The organism is Spiribacter pallidus, assembly GCF_040838495.1.
In the GTDB taxonomy this organism is placed as follows: domain Bacteria; phylum Pseudomonadota; class Gammaproteobacteria; order Nitrococcales; family Nitrococcaceae; genus Spiribacter; species Spiribacter pallidus.
The window spans coordinates 203,530-220,353 of the sequence record NZ_JBAKFM010000003.1; the positions used below are offsets into that span (position 1 = coordinate 203,530).

The 16,824-nt window shown below is 66.7% G+C and carries 9 protein-coding genes; all 9 read right to left on the reverse strand.

Features of this window, described 5'->3' with window-relative positions; all coding sequences use genetic code 11:
* Window positions 1–6 precede the first annotated feature (6 nt).
* The gene (locus tag V6X73_RS07395) at window positions 7–798 is read right to left on the reverse strand and encodes an alpha/beta fold hydrolase (RefSeq protein WP_367959130.1); all 792 of its coding nucleotides are present in this window, start codon (window positions 796–798) and stop codon (window positions 7–9) included.
* On the reverse strand, window positions 795–5,606 hold the full coding sequence (locus V6X73_RS07400; protein WP_367959128.1) for an NAD-glutamate dehydrogenase: 4,812 nt from the start codon (window positions 5,604–5,606) through the stop codon (window positions 795–797). Before V6X73_RS07400 ends, V6X73_RS07395 begins: the two co-directional genes overlap by 4 nt.
* Window positions 5,603–6,628: a 3-oxoacyl-ACP synthase III family protein gene (locus V6X73_RS07405; protein ID WP_367959127.1), complete on the reverse strand. Its 1,026-nt coding sequence runs from the start codon at window positions 6,626–6,628 to the stop codon at window positions 5,603–5,605. Before V6X73_RS07405 ends, V6X73_RS07400 begins: the two co-directional genes overlap by 4 nt.
* A 6-nt stretch (window positions 6,629–6,634) precedes the next feature.
* Window positions 6,635–8,434, reverse strand: a complete 1,800-nt coding sequence (gene lpdA / locus V6X73_RS07410) for a dihydrolipoyl dehydrogenase (protein WP_367959126.1) — start codon at window positions 8,432–8,434, stop codon at window positions 6,635–6,637.
* A 20-nt stretch (window positions 8,435–8,454) separates the two neighbouring features.
* On the reverse strand, window positions 8,455–9,858 hold the full coding sequence (locus V6X73_RS07415) for a dihydrolipoyllysine-residue acetyltransferase (protein WP_367959125.1): 1,404 nt from the start codon (window positions 9,856–9,858) through the stop codon (window positions 8,455–8,457).
* A gap of 27 nt (window positions 9,859–9,885) precedes the next feature.
* Window positions 9,886–12,555, reverse strand: a complete 2,670-nt coding sequence (gene aceE / locus V6X73_RS07420) for a pyruvate dehydrogenase (acetyl-transferring), homodimeric type (RefSeq protein WP_367959334.1) — start codon at window positions 12,553–12,555, stop codon at window positions 9,886–9,888.
* Between the two features lie 254 nt (window positions 12,556–12,809).
* On the reverse strand, window positions 12,810–13,715 hold the full coding sequence (gene hemF, locus V6X73_RS07425) for an oxygen-dependent coproporphyrinogen oxidase (protein ID WP_367959124.1): 906 nt from the start codon (window positions 13,713–13,715) through the stop codon (window positions 12,810–12,812).
* On the reverse strand, window positions 13,702–14,400 hold the full coding sequence (locus V6X73_RS07430) for a biotin--[acetyl-CoA-carboxylase] ligase (RefSeq protein ID WP_367959123.1): 699 nt from the start codon (window positions 14,398–14,400) through the stop codon (window positions 13,702–13,704). The genes hemF and V6X73_RS07430 overlap by 14 nt, the downstream gene beginning before the upstream one ends.
* On the reverse strand, window positions 14,397–16,757 hold the full coding sequence (locus tag V6X73_RS07435; protein WP_367981324.1) for a tetratricopeptide repeat protein: 2,361 nt from the start codon (window positions 16,755–16,757) through the stop codon (window positions 14,397–14,399). Before V6X73_RS07435 ends, V6X73_RS07430 begins: the two co-directional genes overlap by 4 nt.
* Window positions 16,758–16,824: the final 67 nt, after the last annotated feature.

Here is a 16,824-nt window from a genome sequence, read left to right on the forward strand (position 1 = left end):
TGGGTGCTAGTGATTGTTATGGGATAGCAATGATTGAAGCTGATCCTTGAACGCATCCGGTGCCTCGGCGTGCACCCAGTGGCCCACACCGGGCAGACCGACTCGGGTGGCGTCGGGAAACAGCCGTTCGATGGCCTGCTGGCCCTCCTCCTGCACATAGCCTGATGCCTCGCCATGCAAAAAGCAGGCGGGCCCGGTCCATGGTTGATCCAGATCGGCCGGCCAGGACTGGATGACCGGCAGTTGTTCGCCCAGTATCGCCAGCGGGATCCGCCATGACCAGCCGTTTTTGTCGCGCTGCAGATTGGTGAGCAGAAACTGCCGGATCGCCGGCTGCGGGATGGCCGACGCCAATGCCCGGTCCGCGGCCGGTCGGCTGTCGATGGCACTCAAATCCAGCGCCTGGAGGGTTTTGATCAGGCGGCCATGCTCCTGGCTGTGGTCATAGCTGACCGGCGCGATATCCACCACCATCAACCTGGCGAGGCGCGCCGGGGCGATCTGTGCCATCGCCATGGCCACCTTGCCGCCCATGCTGTGGCCGACCAGGGTGACGCGCTCGAGCGCCAGCCGATCGATGAGCCGCACAACATCTTTGGCCATGCTCGGATAGTCCATCGCCGGGTGGTGGGGCGAGCTGCCGTGGTTGCGCAAATCCGGCCGGATGATGTGGTAGTGCCGGGTAAGCTCGCCGGTCACACCACGCCAGTTGTTGCCCGAGCCGTACAGCCCGTGGAGCATGATCACCGGGGGGCCGTCGCCCTCGTGTTGAAACGCAAGGTCGAGGGTCTCGCTCATGCCGGATGCGCCTCGGTTGGGGTGAGTTGCTGCAGCGACTGCAGGGCCACCGCCAGCATGGCCGGTTCGGGTTGCAGGGCGCCGGTGACCTGTTCGGCGGTACTCCGGAACGCCTCGGCGGCGGTCTGGTGCTCGGCAAGCCAGCGCTCGACCCGCTCGGCGGGGTCGGCCTCGGGGGTCCGCCTGAGGATGGCTTCGGTGACCTGCCGCCGGCTGTCATGGATGCTATCGAGCAGCCCGCTGCGGAATCGCGATTGCCAGTCGTCCATCGGCTCGAACGCCGTCACCGTATCGATCAACGCCCCGGTGCCCAGGGACCGGGCGGCGGCAAAATGCACCCGGGCGGCCTCATCGAGGTTTGCCCGGGTTTCGGCGGCGGCGTCGTGGATGTCCAGCACCGGATAGAGCATGACCAGCCGGGCCATGGTCGCGGCCAACGACGCCGGCACCCCGGCTTCGCATTGCCGGGCATACCGTTCATCGATCAGGGCCTGATCGGCCGGACTGATCAGCCCGTCCAGCCCTTGGCGGTACCGCGCCACCGCCGACGCCAGCGCTGTGGTGTCATTGGCCTCGCGGGTAGCCGGCCGGCGATGGCGCAGCAGCCAGAGGGTGGTGCGTTCGTGCAGATCGCAGAGCTCGTGGAGCATGACCCGCTGGTGGGCGGCGCTGACCTGGCCGGTCAGGGCATCGATGTCGTCCCACAGGGCAGGCAGTTCGAAGATCGCCTCGGCCTGCAGAAATGCGGTGACGGCTGCCGGGACGGTGCGGCCGGTGGCCTCGGTGACCCGTTGCAGAAAGGTCGCTCCCATGCGGTTGAGCACATGGTTGGCCAGTCGGGTGGCAAGGATTTCCCGGCGCAGGGGATGCTGGTCGATTCGTTTGCCAAAGCGCTCGCGGAGGGCCTGTGGAAAGTACTGCCGCAGGATCCGCTGGTGGTCGCCGGCATCAAGCGTTTCGTCGTCCAGCAGCGCACCATAGGTGTCGATCTTGACGTAGGCCAGCAAAATGGAGAGTTCCGGGCGGGCCAGGCCCAGGCCGCGCTGCTGTCGCTCGGTGATGCCCTCATCGTCGGGGAGCTGTTCGACTGCGCGCTCTAGCTGGCCGGCGCGCTCGAGCACGCGCATGCAGCGGGCCTGCTCGTTGAGCCGGGGGGCGGCATGATCCTCCATGAGGCTGAGCGCCCGGGTCTGGTCGTCGTTGTTGGCGAGCACATGGGCGGCCACATCCTCGGTCATGGCGGCAAGCAGTTCCCGGCGATCTGCCTCGTCCAGTTCGCCATCGTCCATGACGCCGTTGAGCAGGATCTTGATATTGACCTCGTGGTCGGAGCAGTCGACCCCGCCGGAGTTGTCGATGGCATCGCTGTTGACCCGGCCACCGGCCAGGGCAAAAGCGACCCGACCCAGGGCCGTGACCCCCAGGTTGCCGCCCTCGCCGATGACCCGGCAGCGCAGTGATTCGGCATCCACCCGGACCGCGTCATTGCCCTTGTCGCCCACCTCGGCATGGGTCTCGTCGGCGGCCTTGATATAGGTGCCCACACCGCCGTTCCAGAGCAGATCCACCGGCGCGCAGAGGATGGCCCGGATCAGGGCATCCGGGGTCAGCTCGTGGGCATCGACGGCGAGCGCCCGGCGCGCCGGCGCGGACAGGGGGATGGATTTGTCCTGGCGCGACCACACCCCGCCACCGTCGCTGATCCGGTCCGGGTCGTAGTCGGCCCATGTCGAGCCGGGCTGATTGAACAGGCGCTGCCGTTCGGCATAGCTGACCTCGGCATCCGGGTCGGGGTCGATGAAGACATGGCGGTGGTCGAAGGCGGCAACAAGCCGGGTGGCCCGGGACTGGAGCATGCCGTTGCCAAAGACATCGCCGGACATGTCGCCGATGCCGACGGCGTTGAAGGGCTCGTGCTGGATGTCGTGGCCCAGTTCGCGGAAGTGCCGCTGGACCGCCACCCAGGCACCCCGGGCGGTGATGCCCATGGCTTTGTGGTCATAGCCGGTCGATCCACCGGAGGCGAAGGCGTCATGAAGCCAGAAGCCGTATGCCTCGGCAATCTCGTTGGCAATGTCCGAGAAACTGGCAGTGCCCTTGTCGGCGGCAACCACCAGATAGGGGTCGTCGTCGTCCTGGCGGACCACCGCCGGCGGCGGCTGGACCTGATCGTCGACGATGTTGTCGGTGATATCCAGCAGGCTGCTGACGAAAAGCCGATAGCACTCGGCCACCGCCTGCTGACGGGCCTCGCGTGGCCCGGGCAGCTGCTTGCCGATGAATCCGCCCTTAGCGCCCACCGGGACGATCAGGGCGTTTTTGACCATTTGGGCTTTCATCAGGCCCAGGACTTCGGTGCGGTAATCTTCGCGGCGTTCCGAAAACCGCAGTCCGCCACGGGCCACCCGACCGCCCCGCAGATGCACGCCCTCGACCCGCGGCCCGGTGACAAAGATTTCGTAGGCCGGCACCGGTTTGGGCATCTCGCCAATGGCGGCGGGCTGCAGCTTCAGGGCCAGACAGGGCCTGGGCCGATCGTCGGCATCCCGCTGGTAGAAATTGGTGCGCAGGGTGGCGGACACCGCCTCGAAGAGCCGGCGCAGGATGCGATCCTCGTCCAGGCTTTTGACGGCATCGAGTTGGGTGGCCAGGGTTTCGCGGGTGGCCGCCGCCGCCGAATCGTCGGCCGAAGCGGGATCAAAGCGCTGGTGGAACAGCCGGATGAGCCCGGTGGCAATCGGCGGGTGGGCGGCCAGGGTTGCCTCGATGTAGGCCTGGCTGTACGGCGTGCCCGTCTGCCGCAGGTACTGGACATAGCCGCGCAGGACCGTGACTTCGCGCCAGTCGAGCCCGGTGAGGAGCAGCGCGTTGAGGCCATCGTCCTCGGCCTGGCCCTGCCAGACCGCCCGGAAGGCCGCCGCGAAACGCCCGGCCAGATCGGCTGTGTCCGTGGCCAGATCGGTGTCGGCGCTCAGCCCGAAGTCGTGGATCCAGCATTGCCCGCCATCGGCGGGTTGAGCGAGATAGGGGCGTTCGTCGATCACCCGCACACCCATGTGCTCGAGCACCGGGAGGACCTCGGACAGGGCGATGGCGGTGCCGGCCTGATAGAGCTTGAGCCGAAGCTCGCCGGGGCCGGCCTGGGGGGGACGGTAGAGGCGGACCACCAGGCCGTCCATTGCCTCGAGGGCCTGCATCTGTTCGATGTCCTCGACCGCCTCGTCCACCTCGGTGTCCTCGCGGTAGGCGGCGGAGAAGGCCTCGGCATAGCGGCTCTGCAGCCGCGCGCCGCTTGCTTCACCAAAGTGGCTGCGCAACGCCTCGGCGAGATCATCCCGCCAGATGCGGGTGGTCGCGGCCAGGGCCGACTCGAGCCAGTCGGTATCGACCGTTGCACGATGGTGATCGCTGAAGTGGACGATAAAGTGGATGCGCGCGAGCACCGCCTCGGTCAGCTGGACACCGAACTCTGAATGGGCGCCGCCGAATGCCTCCATCAGGATTGCCTGCATGCGCTGGCGCACACCGGTGTCGTAACGATCCCGGGGGGTGTAGACCAGGCAGGAGACAAAGCGGCCAAAGGGGTCGTGGCGTAGAAAAAGCCGGGTGCGTTGCCGCTCCTGCAGTTGCAGGATGCCCATTGCGGTGTCGCGGAGTGTCTCGCTGTCGATCTGGAAGAGCTCATCCCGCGGGTAGGTATCGAGGATATGCAAAAGCGCCTTGCCGGCATGGCTTCGTGGCCGCAGGTTGGCGTCATCCAGCACCCGCCCCACCTTTTTGCGCAAAAGCGGGATGTGCCGGGGGTTACGACTGTAGGCCGCCGAGGTGTAGAGCCCCAGAAAGCGGTGTTCGCCGATGACCTCGCCGTCGGCGTTAAAGCGCTTCACGCCGATGCTGTCCATGTAGCCGGCCCGATGGACGGTGGCCCGGCGGCTGGATTTGGTGAGGATGAGCGGATCCGGGGCGAGGGCCTGCTCGCGCTCGCTGGGGGGCAGGGCGGTGAAGCTCTGCGACGGCCGCGGGGTTGTTTCGTCGTCCCGCAGGATGCCCAGGCCGGTGTCGGGCACGAGCTCAAGCTCGAGCGCGTCGTCTTGCCGGGTCAGCGTATAGCAACGATAGCCGAGGAAGGTGAAATGATCATCGACGAGCCACTGCAGAAAGGCATCCACCTCGGCAAGGTCAGCTGTCATTGCCTCGGGGGGCTGGTTTTGCAGGTCTTGCCGGGCCTTGTCGGCGGCCGCGGCCATAGCCGGCCAGTCATCCACCGCCGCTTTGACATCCGATAGCGCGGCGCGAAGGGCCTGCTCCAGGGCCGCCAGCTGCCCGGGCTCGGCCTGCCGGTCGACCTCGAGATGGATCCAGGCCTCGGCACGGCCGGCGGCGTAGGCATCGTCACAGACATCGATGATGGCCCCGTCGGGGCGCCGGTCCACCTCGAGCACCGGGTGGACCAGTCGGTGGACCATCAGGCCCTGCTCGTTCACCGCCATCGACAGCGAGTCGACCAGAAACGGCCTGTCATCGGTGACCAGCTGGATGGCCGTATGACCGCTGGCCCAGCCATCGCGGCTTGCCTCCGGGTTGTATACCCGCAGATGTGTATCGCCGCGGCGTCGCTCGCCTAGCCGGTAGTGGGCAGCGGCGGCGCCGAACAGATCGGCGGCCGAGCGCTCGGCAAAGTCTTCGCCGCTGGCCATGCCGTAGTAGTGATCGACAAAGGCCCCGATCAGTGTCTGTTGATCCGCCGGCCACTGACCGACGGCCTGTTGGTGGATGGCATCCATGGCGTCGCGGCGCCCGACGGTCATCCTCTGCTCCCCCGCTGGTCGATGATTTCTGGATACAAGGCCACGCCGGCCATGTTGTAGCCAACGCCCGAGCCTATCAGCGTCACCAGTTCGCCGCTTTTCGTCAAACCCGATGCCAGCGCATGATCCAGCGCGATCGGCACACAGGCCGATCCGGTATAGCCATAGCGGTCCATCAGTCGTGGGGCACGCTCGGCGGGGATGCCGGTCTGTTCGCAGACTGTGGTGATGCTCTCGGCATTGATCTGGGTGAATACCGCCAGGCGGATGGCAGCGGGTGCAACGCCGGCCTGTCGGGCCAGTGCGTCGATCATCGCCGGCCACTGCTGCTCGTTGAGCGTTGGCGGATAGCGTTTGTAGAGCTGCACCGTGGTTCGGCCGGCGGCGAGGGCCGCCGGGTTGGCCGGCTCTTCGGTGCCGCCGGCAGCGATGCCCCAATGATCGGCGTAGCGGCCATCGGCGAGGAAGTGACTGGCGACCAGGCCCGGGCCGTCGGCCGGGGCCAGCAAGGCTGCGCCGGCGCCGTCACCGTAGAAAAACACCATGGGGTCGTTGGCATCGGCGAGCCGCTGCATCAGATAGGCGCCGATGACCAGTACGCGCCGGATGGATGGGTTGGTGGCGATCAACCCCGCCGCGGTGGCCAATGCCGTGGGAAAGGAGGCACAGGCGCAGCCGATATCAAAGGTGCCGGCGCGGTGGGCCCCGAGTTTGCCCTGAACGATGGTGCTGGTGGCGGGTGTGATCCGATCCGGTGTGTCGGTGCCCACCAGGATGAGATCCAGATCGGCGGCGGCCCATCCGGCCCGCTCGAGTGCCTGCTGCGCCGCCGCCACGGCCAGGTCCGAGGTGTTCTCGGCCGGGTCGGCCCAGTAGCGTTGCCGGATGCCCGAGGCGGCCTCGAACCGGTCGATGACATCGGCCTGGTCACCGCCGGCAAATCTTGCCCGCAGCTCGTCGTTGTCCACCCGGCGCGCCGGGAGGTAGCGACCGGTGGCGACGACGGTGGCGGGCCGGACCATGGGGCGTCAGGGTTTTTTCTTGGGCATATAGAGGTCGGTCAGCGTGCCGGCGGCCGCCTCTGCGGCCATCCCGACCGTCTCGGAGAGTGTCGGATGCGGATGGACGGTCAGCCCGATGTCATGCATGTCGGCGCCCATCTCGATAGCCAGCCCCACCTCGGCGATCAGGTCACCGGCATTGGGGCCGACAATGCCCGCACCCACCACGCGTTCGCTGCTGCGCTCGAAGATCAGCTTGGTGATGCCCTCATCCCGGCCCAGCGAGAGCGATCGGCCGTTTGCCGCCCAGGGAAAGCTGGCCACCTCGACGTCCATGCCCTCGGCCTTGGCCTGCTCCTGGGTGACACCCACCCAGGCCACCTCGGGGTCGGTGTAGGCCACCGAGGGGATGACCCGGGCGTCGAAGGCGCTTTTCTCGCCGGCCGCTACTTCGGCGGCCACCTTGCCCTCGTGGACCGCCTTGTGGGCCAGCATGGGCTGGCCGATCAGATCACCAATGGCAAAGAGATGGGGCACGCGGGTGCGCATCTGCTCGTCGGCCTCGATGCAGCCGTTGTCCAGCAGTTTGACGCCGGTGGCCTCGAGGTTGAGCTGGTCGGTGTTGGGCCGGCGGCCCACCGAGACCAGCACCCGGTCGAATCGGTCGCTCGACGGCGCCTTGTCCCCTTCGAATTGCACCTCGACGCCCGTGTCATCGGCCTCGAGCCCGGCCACCCGGGTGTTGAGGTAGATATTGGCGTAGCGCTTGTCGATGATCTTGCGAAAGGGTTTGACGATGTCCGGGTCGGCACCGGCCATGAGCCGGTCGGCGAGCTCGACCACCGTGATCTCGCTGCCCAGGGCGTGGTAGACCGAGGCCATCTCGAGGCCAATGATGCCGCCACCGACCACGAGCATACGCTTGGGGATTTCCTCCAGCTCGAGGGCATTGGTGGAATCCATGATGCGCGGATGGTCGAGGTCGAACCCCGGTGGCGCGATCGGCCGCGAACCCGCGGCGATGATGCCGTTGCGAAAGCTGATGCGGCGTTCGCCGTCGGCGGTATCCACGCTGACGTGATGGTCGTCGATGAACTGCGCCGGACCGGTCACCACCTCGACCTTGCGTTGCTTGGCCAGCCCCTGCAGCCCGCCGGTGAGCTTGCCCACCACGTCCGATTTCCAGGCCTCGAGTTTTTTCAGATCGATTTTCGGCTTGCCGAACTCGATGCCGTGATCGGCGAAAAACTCGGCGTCGTCGATGACCTTGGCTGCATGGAGCAGCGCCTTGGAGGGGATGCAGCCCACATTCAGGCAAACACCGCCCAGACTCGGATAACGCTCGACGAGCATGGTTTTGAGTCCCAGGTCGGCCGCGCGGAATGCCGCACTGTAGCCACCGGGGCCGGCGCCGATGACCAGCACATCGCAGTCGGCTTCGGCGGGTGCGGCGGCGTTGGCGTTGGCGCCGGCGGCGGCAGCTGCATCGGGGGCATCGGCGGGTGTTGCCGCCGGCTCGGCGGGGGCGGACTCGGCCGCCTGCGGCTCAACGTCTTCTGTCTCGGCCGCGGCGGTTGATTCGGCCTCGGCCGGGACGGCGGTGCCGATGACATCCCCCTCGGAGACCTTGTCGCCGACATTGATGCTGACCGACTCGATGGTGCCGTCGAACGGGGCCGGCACCTCCATGGTGGCTTTATCGCTTTCCAGCGTGATCAGCGAGGCCTCGGCCTCGATGCTGTCGCCGGGGCCGACCAGCACCTCGATGACTTCGACGGCATCGAAGTCGCCAATGTCGGGGACGCGAATTTCCTTGGCTTGTGTCATCGACCGCGTGCCTCCGGGCGTCAGAGAATGAGCCGGCGCAGGTCACCCAGCACGCCGGCGAGGTAAGTGGTGAACCGGGCGGCGGCGGCGCCGTCGATTACCCGGTGATCGTAGGACAGGCTGAGCGGGAGCATGAGCCGGGGGGCGAAAGCCTCGCCATCCCAGACCGGCTTGGTGGAGGATTTGGATACCCCCAGGATCGCCACTTCCGGTGCATTGACGATGGGCGTGAATGCCGTCCCGCCAATCCCGCCAAGGCTCGAGATGCTAAAAGTCCCGCCCTGCATGTCGGCGGGGCCGAGCTTGCCATCCCGTGCCTTGGCAGAGAGTTCGGCCAGGTCGGCGGCGATGTCGTAGACGCCCTTGTGATCGGCGTCCTTGATTACCGGCACCACCAAACCGTTGGGTGTATCCACCGCCACGCCGATGTTGATGTAGTGCTTGCGGATCAACGCCGCGCCATCGCTGCGCAGCGAGCTGTTGAAATCGGGAAATTCCACCAGCGCCCGGGCGGCTGCCTTGACCAGAAAGGCGAGCGGCGTGAGTTTGATGCCGGCCTTCTCGGCGGCGGCCTTCTCGGCCTTGCGGAACGCGTCAAGCTCGGTGATGTCCGCCTCGTCAAACTGGGTGACATGGGGGATGTTGAGCCAGCTGCGATGGAGATGGGGCCCGGAGAGTTTCTTGATCCGAGGCAGTTCCACCTCTTCGATCTCGCCGAATTTGCCGAAGTCCACCTCGGGAATGGGCGGAATCCCCATGCCACCGGCCGGGGCGACCGCTCCGGCATCGGTACCCGCGCCCGCGCCCGTGCTAAGGGCCGATTTAACGAATGCCTGGACATCTTCTTTGGTGATCCGCCCTTTGGGCCCGCTGCCCTTGACCTCGTTCAGTGGCACACCCAGTTCCCGGGCAAACCGTCGCACCGACGGGCCGGCATGCGCCAGGCGCTGCTGTTCGGCGCTGATGGTCGCACCGTCATTGGTGGATGTACCGGCACCCGGCGCTGCGGCGGCCGAGGACGCTCCGGCGGGGGCCGGCTCGGCGGGCGCCGGTGCAGCCGGAGCGGCCGGGGCGGTCGCCTCGGCGGCGGGCGTCTCGTCGGACGCCGTGGCCGGCGGGGCAGCCGTTTCATCGGCGGGCGCATCGGTCGATGCCCCGGTCGATGCGTCACTCCCGTCGTCCCCGGCCACCTCGGCCTTGGCCACCACACTGCCTTCGGAGACCTTGTCGCCCACCTGGATGAGGACCTCGGTAATCGTGCCGGAGAAAGGAGCCGGCACCTCCATGGTGGCCTTGTCGCTTTCCAGCGTGATCAGTGAGGACTCGGCCTCGATGGTGTCGCCCGGCTGGACCAGCACCTCGATGACGTCGACGGCGTCGAAGTCACCGATGTCCGGGACGGTGATTTCCTTGATGTCTGCCACGCGAATTCCTCCTGCGACGCCGGCGCGTTAGACCGTGCTCGGGTTGGGGGCGTCAGTGTCGATTCTGTACTGCGCAATGGCCTTTTCGACCTGGCCGGGCTCGATGGTGCCTTCATCGGCCAGTGCCTTGAGGGCGGCCACCGCGATGTAGTAGCGATCGACTTCGAAGAAGCGACGCAGGTTCTCGCGGGTGTCCGAGCGGCCATAGCCGTCGGTGCCCAGGACCACGTAGTGACGGTCCAGATAGGGCCGGATCTGGTCGGCGAATGCGCGCATGTAGTCGGTGGACGCCACCGCCGGTCCATCATGGCCCTGCAGGCACTGCTGGACGTATGGCACCCGGGGCTCGGCCTGCGGGTGCAGCAGGTTGTGGCGCTCGCAGTCGATACCGTCACGACGCAGTTCGGTAAACGACGGGCAACTCCAGATATCGCTATCCACGCCGTAGTCGTTTTTCAACAACTCGGCGGCGGCGATGACCTCCATGAGGATGGTGCCCGAGCCCATGAGCTGGACCCGTTTTTTGCCGCGGCCGCCTTTCTGCAGCCGGTACATGCCGCGGCGGATGCCATCCTCGGCGCCTTCGGGCATGGCCGGCTGGTGGTAGTTCTCGTTCATCATGGTGATGTAGTAGAAGACCGATTCCTGGTCCTCGTACATCCGCTTCATGCCGTCCTGGATGATGACGGCCATCTCGTAGGCGAAAGTCGGGTCGTAGGAGCAGCAGTTGGGAATCGCGGCACTCATCAGGTGGCTGTGGCCATCCTCATGCTGCAGCCCCTCGCCGTTGAGGGTGGTGCGACCGGCGGTTCCGCCCATCAAGAATCCCTTGGCTTGCATATCGCCGGCCGCCCAGGCCAGATCGCCGACCCGCTGGAAACCGAACATCGAGTAGTAGGCGTAGAAGGGGATCATCTCGACGCCGTGGTTGGCATAGGCGGTGGCCGCGGCGATCCAGCTGGACATGGCGCCGGCCTCGTTGATGCCCTCCTGGAGGATCTGACCTTTTTGATCCTCGCGGTAGTACATCAGCTGATCGGCATCCTGGGGCTCGTAGAGCTGGCCCTGGGGGGCATAGATGCCTAGCTGCCGGAACAGCCCTTCCATGCCAAAGGTCCGCGCCTCGTCCGGGACGATGGGCACCAGCCGCGAGGACAGCGCCTTGTCGCGGGCGATGATCGAAAGGGCCCGGACAAAGGCCATGGTGGTGGACATCTCCCGCTCGCCGCTGTCTTTGAGCAGCACATCGAACGCCGAGAGCTCCGGCACCTTCAGCGGGGCCGCAGTGACCTTGCGCTCGGGCAGATAGCCACCGAGGGCCTGGCGGCGCTCGTGCAGATACTGGATCTCGGGCGAGTCATCCGCCGGCTTGTAGAAGGGTGCATCGGCGACCTTCTCGTCCGGCACCGGGATGTGGAAGCGATCGCGGAACTCCTTGAGGGCGTTTTCCGCCATTTTCTTTTGCTGATGGGTGATGTTCTGACCCTCACCGGCCTCACCCATGCCGTAGCCCTTGACGGTCTTGGCCAGGATGACCGTGGGCTGGCCTTCGTGTTCGACGGCCGATCGATAGGCGTTGTAGACCTTGGCGGCATCGTGGCCGCCGCGCTTGAGCCGCCAGATGTCCTCGTCGGACATGTTGGCCACCATGGCCTTGAGCTCGGGGTATTTGCCGAAGAAATGTTCCCGGGTATAGGCGCCGCCCTTGGCCTTGAAGTTCTGGTACTCGCCGTCGACGGCTTCTTCCATGCGTCGCTGGAGCAGCCCGTTATGATCCTTGGCCAGCAGGCTGTCCCAGGCGGCGCCCCAGATCACTTTGAGCACGTTCCAGCCGGCGCCCCGGAACTCGCCCTCGAGCTCCTGGATGATTTTGCCGTTGCCGCGAACCGGGCCATCCAGCCGCTGCAGGTTGCAGTTGACCACGAAGATCAGATTATCGAGGCCTTCGCGGGCGGCAACCCCGATGGCGCCCAGGCTTTCGGGCTCGTCCATCTCGCCGTCGCCGCAGAACACCCAGACCTTGCGGTTGGCGGTATCGGCGATACCACGGTTGTGCAGATACTTCAGAAAGCGTGCCTGATAGACACCCATGATCGGCCCCAGGCCCATGGACACCGTGGGCAGCTGCCAGAAATCGGGCATCAGCCAGGGGTGGGGGTAGGAGGACAGCGGTTTGCCCTCGGTTGCCAGGTCGGCGCGGAAGTTGTGCAGATCGGCCTCGCTGAGGCGGCCTTCGAGAAAGGCGCGGGCGTAGATGCCCGGTGCGGAGTGCCCCTGCATGAACACCAGATCGCCGCCGTGCTCGTCGCTGGGGGCGTGCCAGAAGTGGTTGAAGCCGATCTCGTAGAGGGTGGCCGAAGAGGCGAACGAGGCGATGTGACCGCCGATGCCGTCCCGGTCGCGGTTGGCCTGCACCACCATGGCCATGGCGTTCCAGCGGATGATCGAACGGATCCGCGACTCCAGCGCCCGGTCACCCGGAAAGGGCCGCTCGTGGGCCACGGGGATGGTGTTCTGGTAGGCCGTGGTGGCCTTGAACGGCAGCTGCCCGCCCCGTCGCCGGGCGGTGTCCACCATGCGCTCGAGCAGGAACTGGGCGCGCTCCGGGCCTTCGTAGTGGAGGACCGATTCGATGGCCTCGAGCCATTCCTGGGTTTCCTGCGGATCCGGATCGCCGGGGGTCGGCATGGGCGTCATTCGTGCTGCCATTGCTCACCTCTCCGTTGTCGTTGGCTATCCAGCCTAGCCTCCCCTTGTTGTGATGACCAGACCGTCAAGTCGCGTAGGTTGTTGTTGCGCTGCGGAAAATCCGTTTTCGCAGGAGGGGCCACGCTACCCGGTTTGTCAGGGCATGTCGCCCCGTTATTCGTTCCTTTGAGGCATAAATAATTTGCCCAACGAGATGGGCCGGTCACCGTCGGGCGATGGCTGGATGCTGCGGCCGGCGCCGATTAGAGCCATTCCTGCGGATGCAGGTAGTCCTTTGTCAGCGCGGCCTCGGGGCTGTCCGGATCGGGCTCGTAGCCATACTCCCAGCGGGCCAGTGGCGGCATGGACATGAGGATGGATTCGGTGCGCCCGCCGGACTGGATACCGAATTTCGTGCCGCGGTCGAACAGCAGGTTGAACTCGACATAGCGTCCCCGGCGATAGAGCTGGAACTGTCGTTCCCGCTCGCCGTAAGGGGTGTCCATCCGGCGCTTTACGAGGGGGATGTAGGCATCCAGGTAGGCATCACCCACCGCGCGCATCAGGGCAAAGGCCTGCTCGAAGCCGCCCTCGGCATAATCGTCGAAGAAAAGCCCGCCGACGCCGCGGGTCTCGCCGCGGTGGGGGAGGTAGAAATACTCGTCACACCAGCGCTTGAACCGCGGATAGAGGGTCTCGCCGAAGGGCGCGACCGCATCCCGGGCCACGGCATGCCAGTGACGGCAGTCCTCGATAAACGGATAGAACGGGGTCAAATCGAAGCCACCACCAAACCACCAGACCGGTTCGCCCACCCCGCCCCGCGAGCGAAAGAACCGCACATTGGCATGGGAGGTGGGGACATAGGGATTGCGCGGATGGATGACCAGCGACACCCCCATGGCCTCGAAGCCCTGACCGGCCAGCTCGGGCCGCCGCTCGGTGGCGCTTGCCGGCAAGCCATCGCCGAAGACATGCGAGAAGTTGACCCCGGCCTGTTCAAGGACCCGGCCGTCGGCCAGCACCCGGCTGCGCCCGCCGCCGCCTTGTTCACGATCCCAGCTGTCCTCGTGAAAGGCCCCGCCGTCTACATCCGCCAGGGCATCACAGATTTTCAGCTGCAGATCCAGCAGGTAGGTACGGACCCCATCGGCATCAATGCTGTTCATTGCAGACCTCGGCAAAAAAACCGGCAAGGGTTTGCTCTGGGTCGATCAGCCCCCCGCTCTGCGGGTCGATGTTGCGCAGCCCGCGTGCCCGCAGGGACCGGGCGATGGCGGCCAGCCCCTCATCGTGCCAGCGCTGCAGGCCATCGAGCAGATACGCCGCGTAGCGGCCCAGGGCTTCGCCGGGGGTGGTGTCGGCGGCGCCATCCGCGACCAGGCTGGCGTATTCCCAGCCCTCTACCGGCGGGGCGACATTAAGATGGGCAAGGATCACCAGCCCATCCTCGCCGGCGCCATGCAGGGCGATGCCGCCGACCTTGTGGCCGTTGACCAGCACATCGTTGGGCCAGCCGTAATCCAGCCCGGTGAGCGGTGGCAGGAGCTCGGCGGTGACCGTGCCAAGCGCCAGCACGGCGACAAGACCCAGCTCGGGCCAGCGCTCACGCGGAAAATCCGGCTCCAGCAGGATGCCGCAATAAAGCCCGCCCGGCGGCGACGCCCACGGGCCGTGTTGCCCATGGCCCTGCGCCTGGGTCTCGGTCCACACCAAAAGCCCCTCCTCGGCGCCATCGGCCTTGCGCCGCCGGATTTCTTCCAGAACGCTATCGACGGCCGGCAGAAAGACCGCCTCGAACACCGCCGGCAGGTCAGCGGCAAGGCGCGGATCGGTGGGTCGGTGCTCGCTCATGGGTTGCCTCCTGCGGCTTTTTCGAGGCCATCCAGGTGCCGGCGGATTTTCTGCAGCCGTGGCGACAGCACCTTGGTGGTGCCGGCGGCCCGCTCATAGGTGTTGCGCAAAAGGGCGATGGCCTCGTCGCGTCGGCCCTGCTGCCGCAGCATCGCCGCCAGCCGGCAGAGGCTGTCGACATGCAGCCCGTTGTCGATGCCCATCATCCGCTCGAGCCGCACCACGGCATCACGCAACAGCGGCTCGGCGGCATCCGCGCGGCCGGCGTCGGCGTATAGTCCCCCCAGCTCGGCGGCGGTCATGGCCGTGTTGGGATGATCCTCGCCGTAGAGGGACCGCCACAGCAGCAGATTTTCCTGATAAAGGGGTTCGGCTTCGTTCAGCCGGCCTTGTTCACGCAGCAGATCGGCCAGGTTGTTGATGCTGGTGGCGGTGGCCGGATGATCGCTACCAACCACCGCCCGCCAGATCTCGATGGCCTCGCGGTAGAGGGTTTCGGCCTCGTCCCGCTGGCCGATCACATCCAGCACGCCTGCCAGGTTGTGCAGGCTGGTGGCGGTCTCAGCATGTTCGCGTCCCAGTGCCGCGGTGCGGATTTCAACCGCACGGCGAAAGCAGCGCTGGGCCTGTTGGAACTGCTCGAGGGCGTCCAGCGCGGTGCCCAGGTTGTGGAGCGCCGCCGCGGTGGCGGCATGGCCTGGCCCGAACAACGTTTGCGTGAGCTCGAAGGCTTCGCGGTAGCGGGCCTCGGCGCCGGCATAGTCGTGGCCGGCATAGAGCAGGCTGCCCAGGTTATCCAGCGCCGCCGCCAGTGCCGGGGTTTTGTTGCGCCCGCCCTGGCCGGCGATCTTCACGCAACGCTCGAACGGGCCACGGGCCTGTTCGAGCTGATTGGCTGCCCGCTGGGCCGCGCCCAGGTTGCTTAAAAGGGGCAGCAGCGCGGGATGGTCGCGCCCGGTCCGCGACTCGCATTCCGCCACCAGGGCGGCGTATTCGCCGATGGCGGCATCCAGCTGCCCGTTGGCCTCGAGCGCCGCGGCCAGGGCGTGCCGGCTGGCCCGGGCTTCGGCACTGGATGGTCCCAGCGTGCCCTCGCGGATCGCCAGCGCCTGTCGGAGTTGTCGGGTGGCCTCATCGGGGCGGTCATCGGCCAGATCCGTGGTGGCGTGGTGATGAGCCAGCATCGCCCAGCCAGGGCTGTCCGGCGCCTGTCGGGCCAGCGCCTTGAGGCCGGCCGATCGGACCGCCCGGGCGGCGTCCGCCGAGTCCAGCGCATCGAGAATGCGACCGGCGATCACATGACACTCGGCGAGCTGCTCTGTGGCCATCTCGCCGGCCTCGCGCCAGCGTTTGGCCTGGTTGAACAAATGGCTGACTGCGGTGTCCCGGGCGGGGATTTCGAGCCACAGCCTTTGCCAGTCAAAGGGGGCATCGCGCCAGGCCAGCAGCGCCGTGGGTTCGCTGAGTCGCTCGAGCAGTGCCGGCCAGTCGGCGGCACGGGCCAGCCACAGGCAGTGCTCGGCGGGCGGCGCCACGGCATCGGCGATCCGACCGGCCACCGCCCGGGCATCGGCGCTGCCCTGGATCAGTTGATTGTAGGCGTGCTGCCGAAGCACGGGATGCTGGAATTCGAGCAACCCATCGGCCTCGTGGACCACCGACCCGGGCAGTGCGGATGGATCGAGCCCCACGGCATCGAGCACCGCATGCCCCAGCCCCGCGGGCGCGACCGCCAGGTGACGAAGCGTGGCAACCGCGGCCTCGTCGTTGGCGATGCACCGGGCCAGCGCCTCGCTGGGCTGATCAAGCGCCGGGGCGCGGTTCATGTCCACCACTTCCCAGCCGGCTTCGCGCAGCCGCTCTGGCAGCAGGCCGCGCTCGGCAGACGCCACCAGCGTCAGCCCGGGGGGCAGATAGGCCGGCAGCCAGTCCGGTTCACCGGTCAGGTCGGTGCCGGTGATGCGATCGAGTTGATGGATGACGATCAACGCGCGTTGATGGGCAATGCGGGCCAGCCAGCCGGGCAGAGCCTCGCGCAGCCCGGCTTCGTCGATGGGCAGGGCATCCGGGGCGTCCAGATGGGCCCGGATGGCGGCGAGCAGATGGTGGATCACCGCGGCGGGGGTGTCTTCTTCGGGGGCGCGGCCGGCGCAGTGCAGATGGCGGAAATCAAACGCCGGACCGGCCTGGGTGAACGCCTCGAGTGTTGTCGCCCGACCACTGCCGGCCGGGCCGGTGAGCAGCAGCCGACGTCCCTCGGTTGCCGAGCGGCACAGATGCTCGACAACGTTGGCGGCCGGCTCGATCGATGCAGGCGGCCACGACAATGCTGGACAGAAACGGTCGCTCAACGGCATCTTGTTCGCTATCACTCAAAAACGCAGAGACGCGATAGTGTGCGACCAATCATCGCGGTCGCCAAGC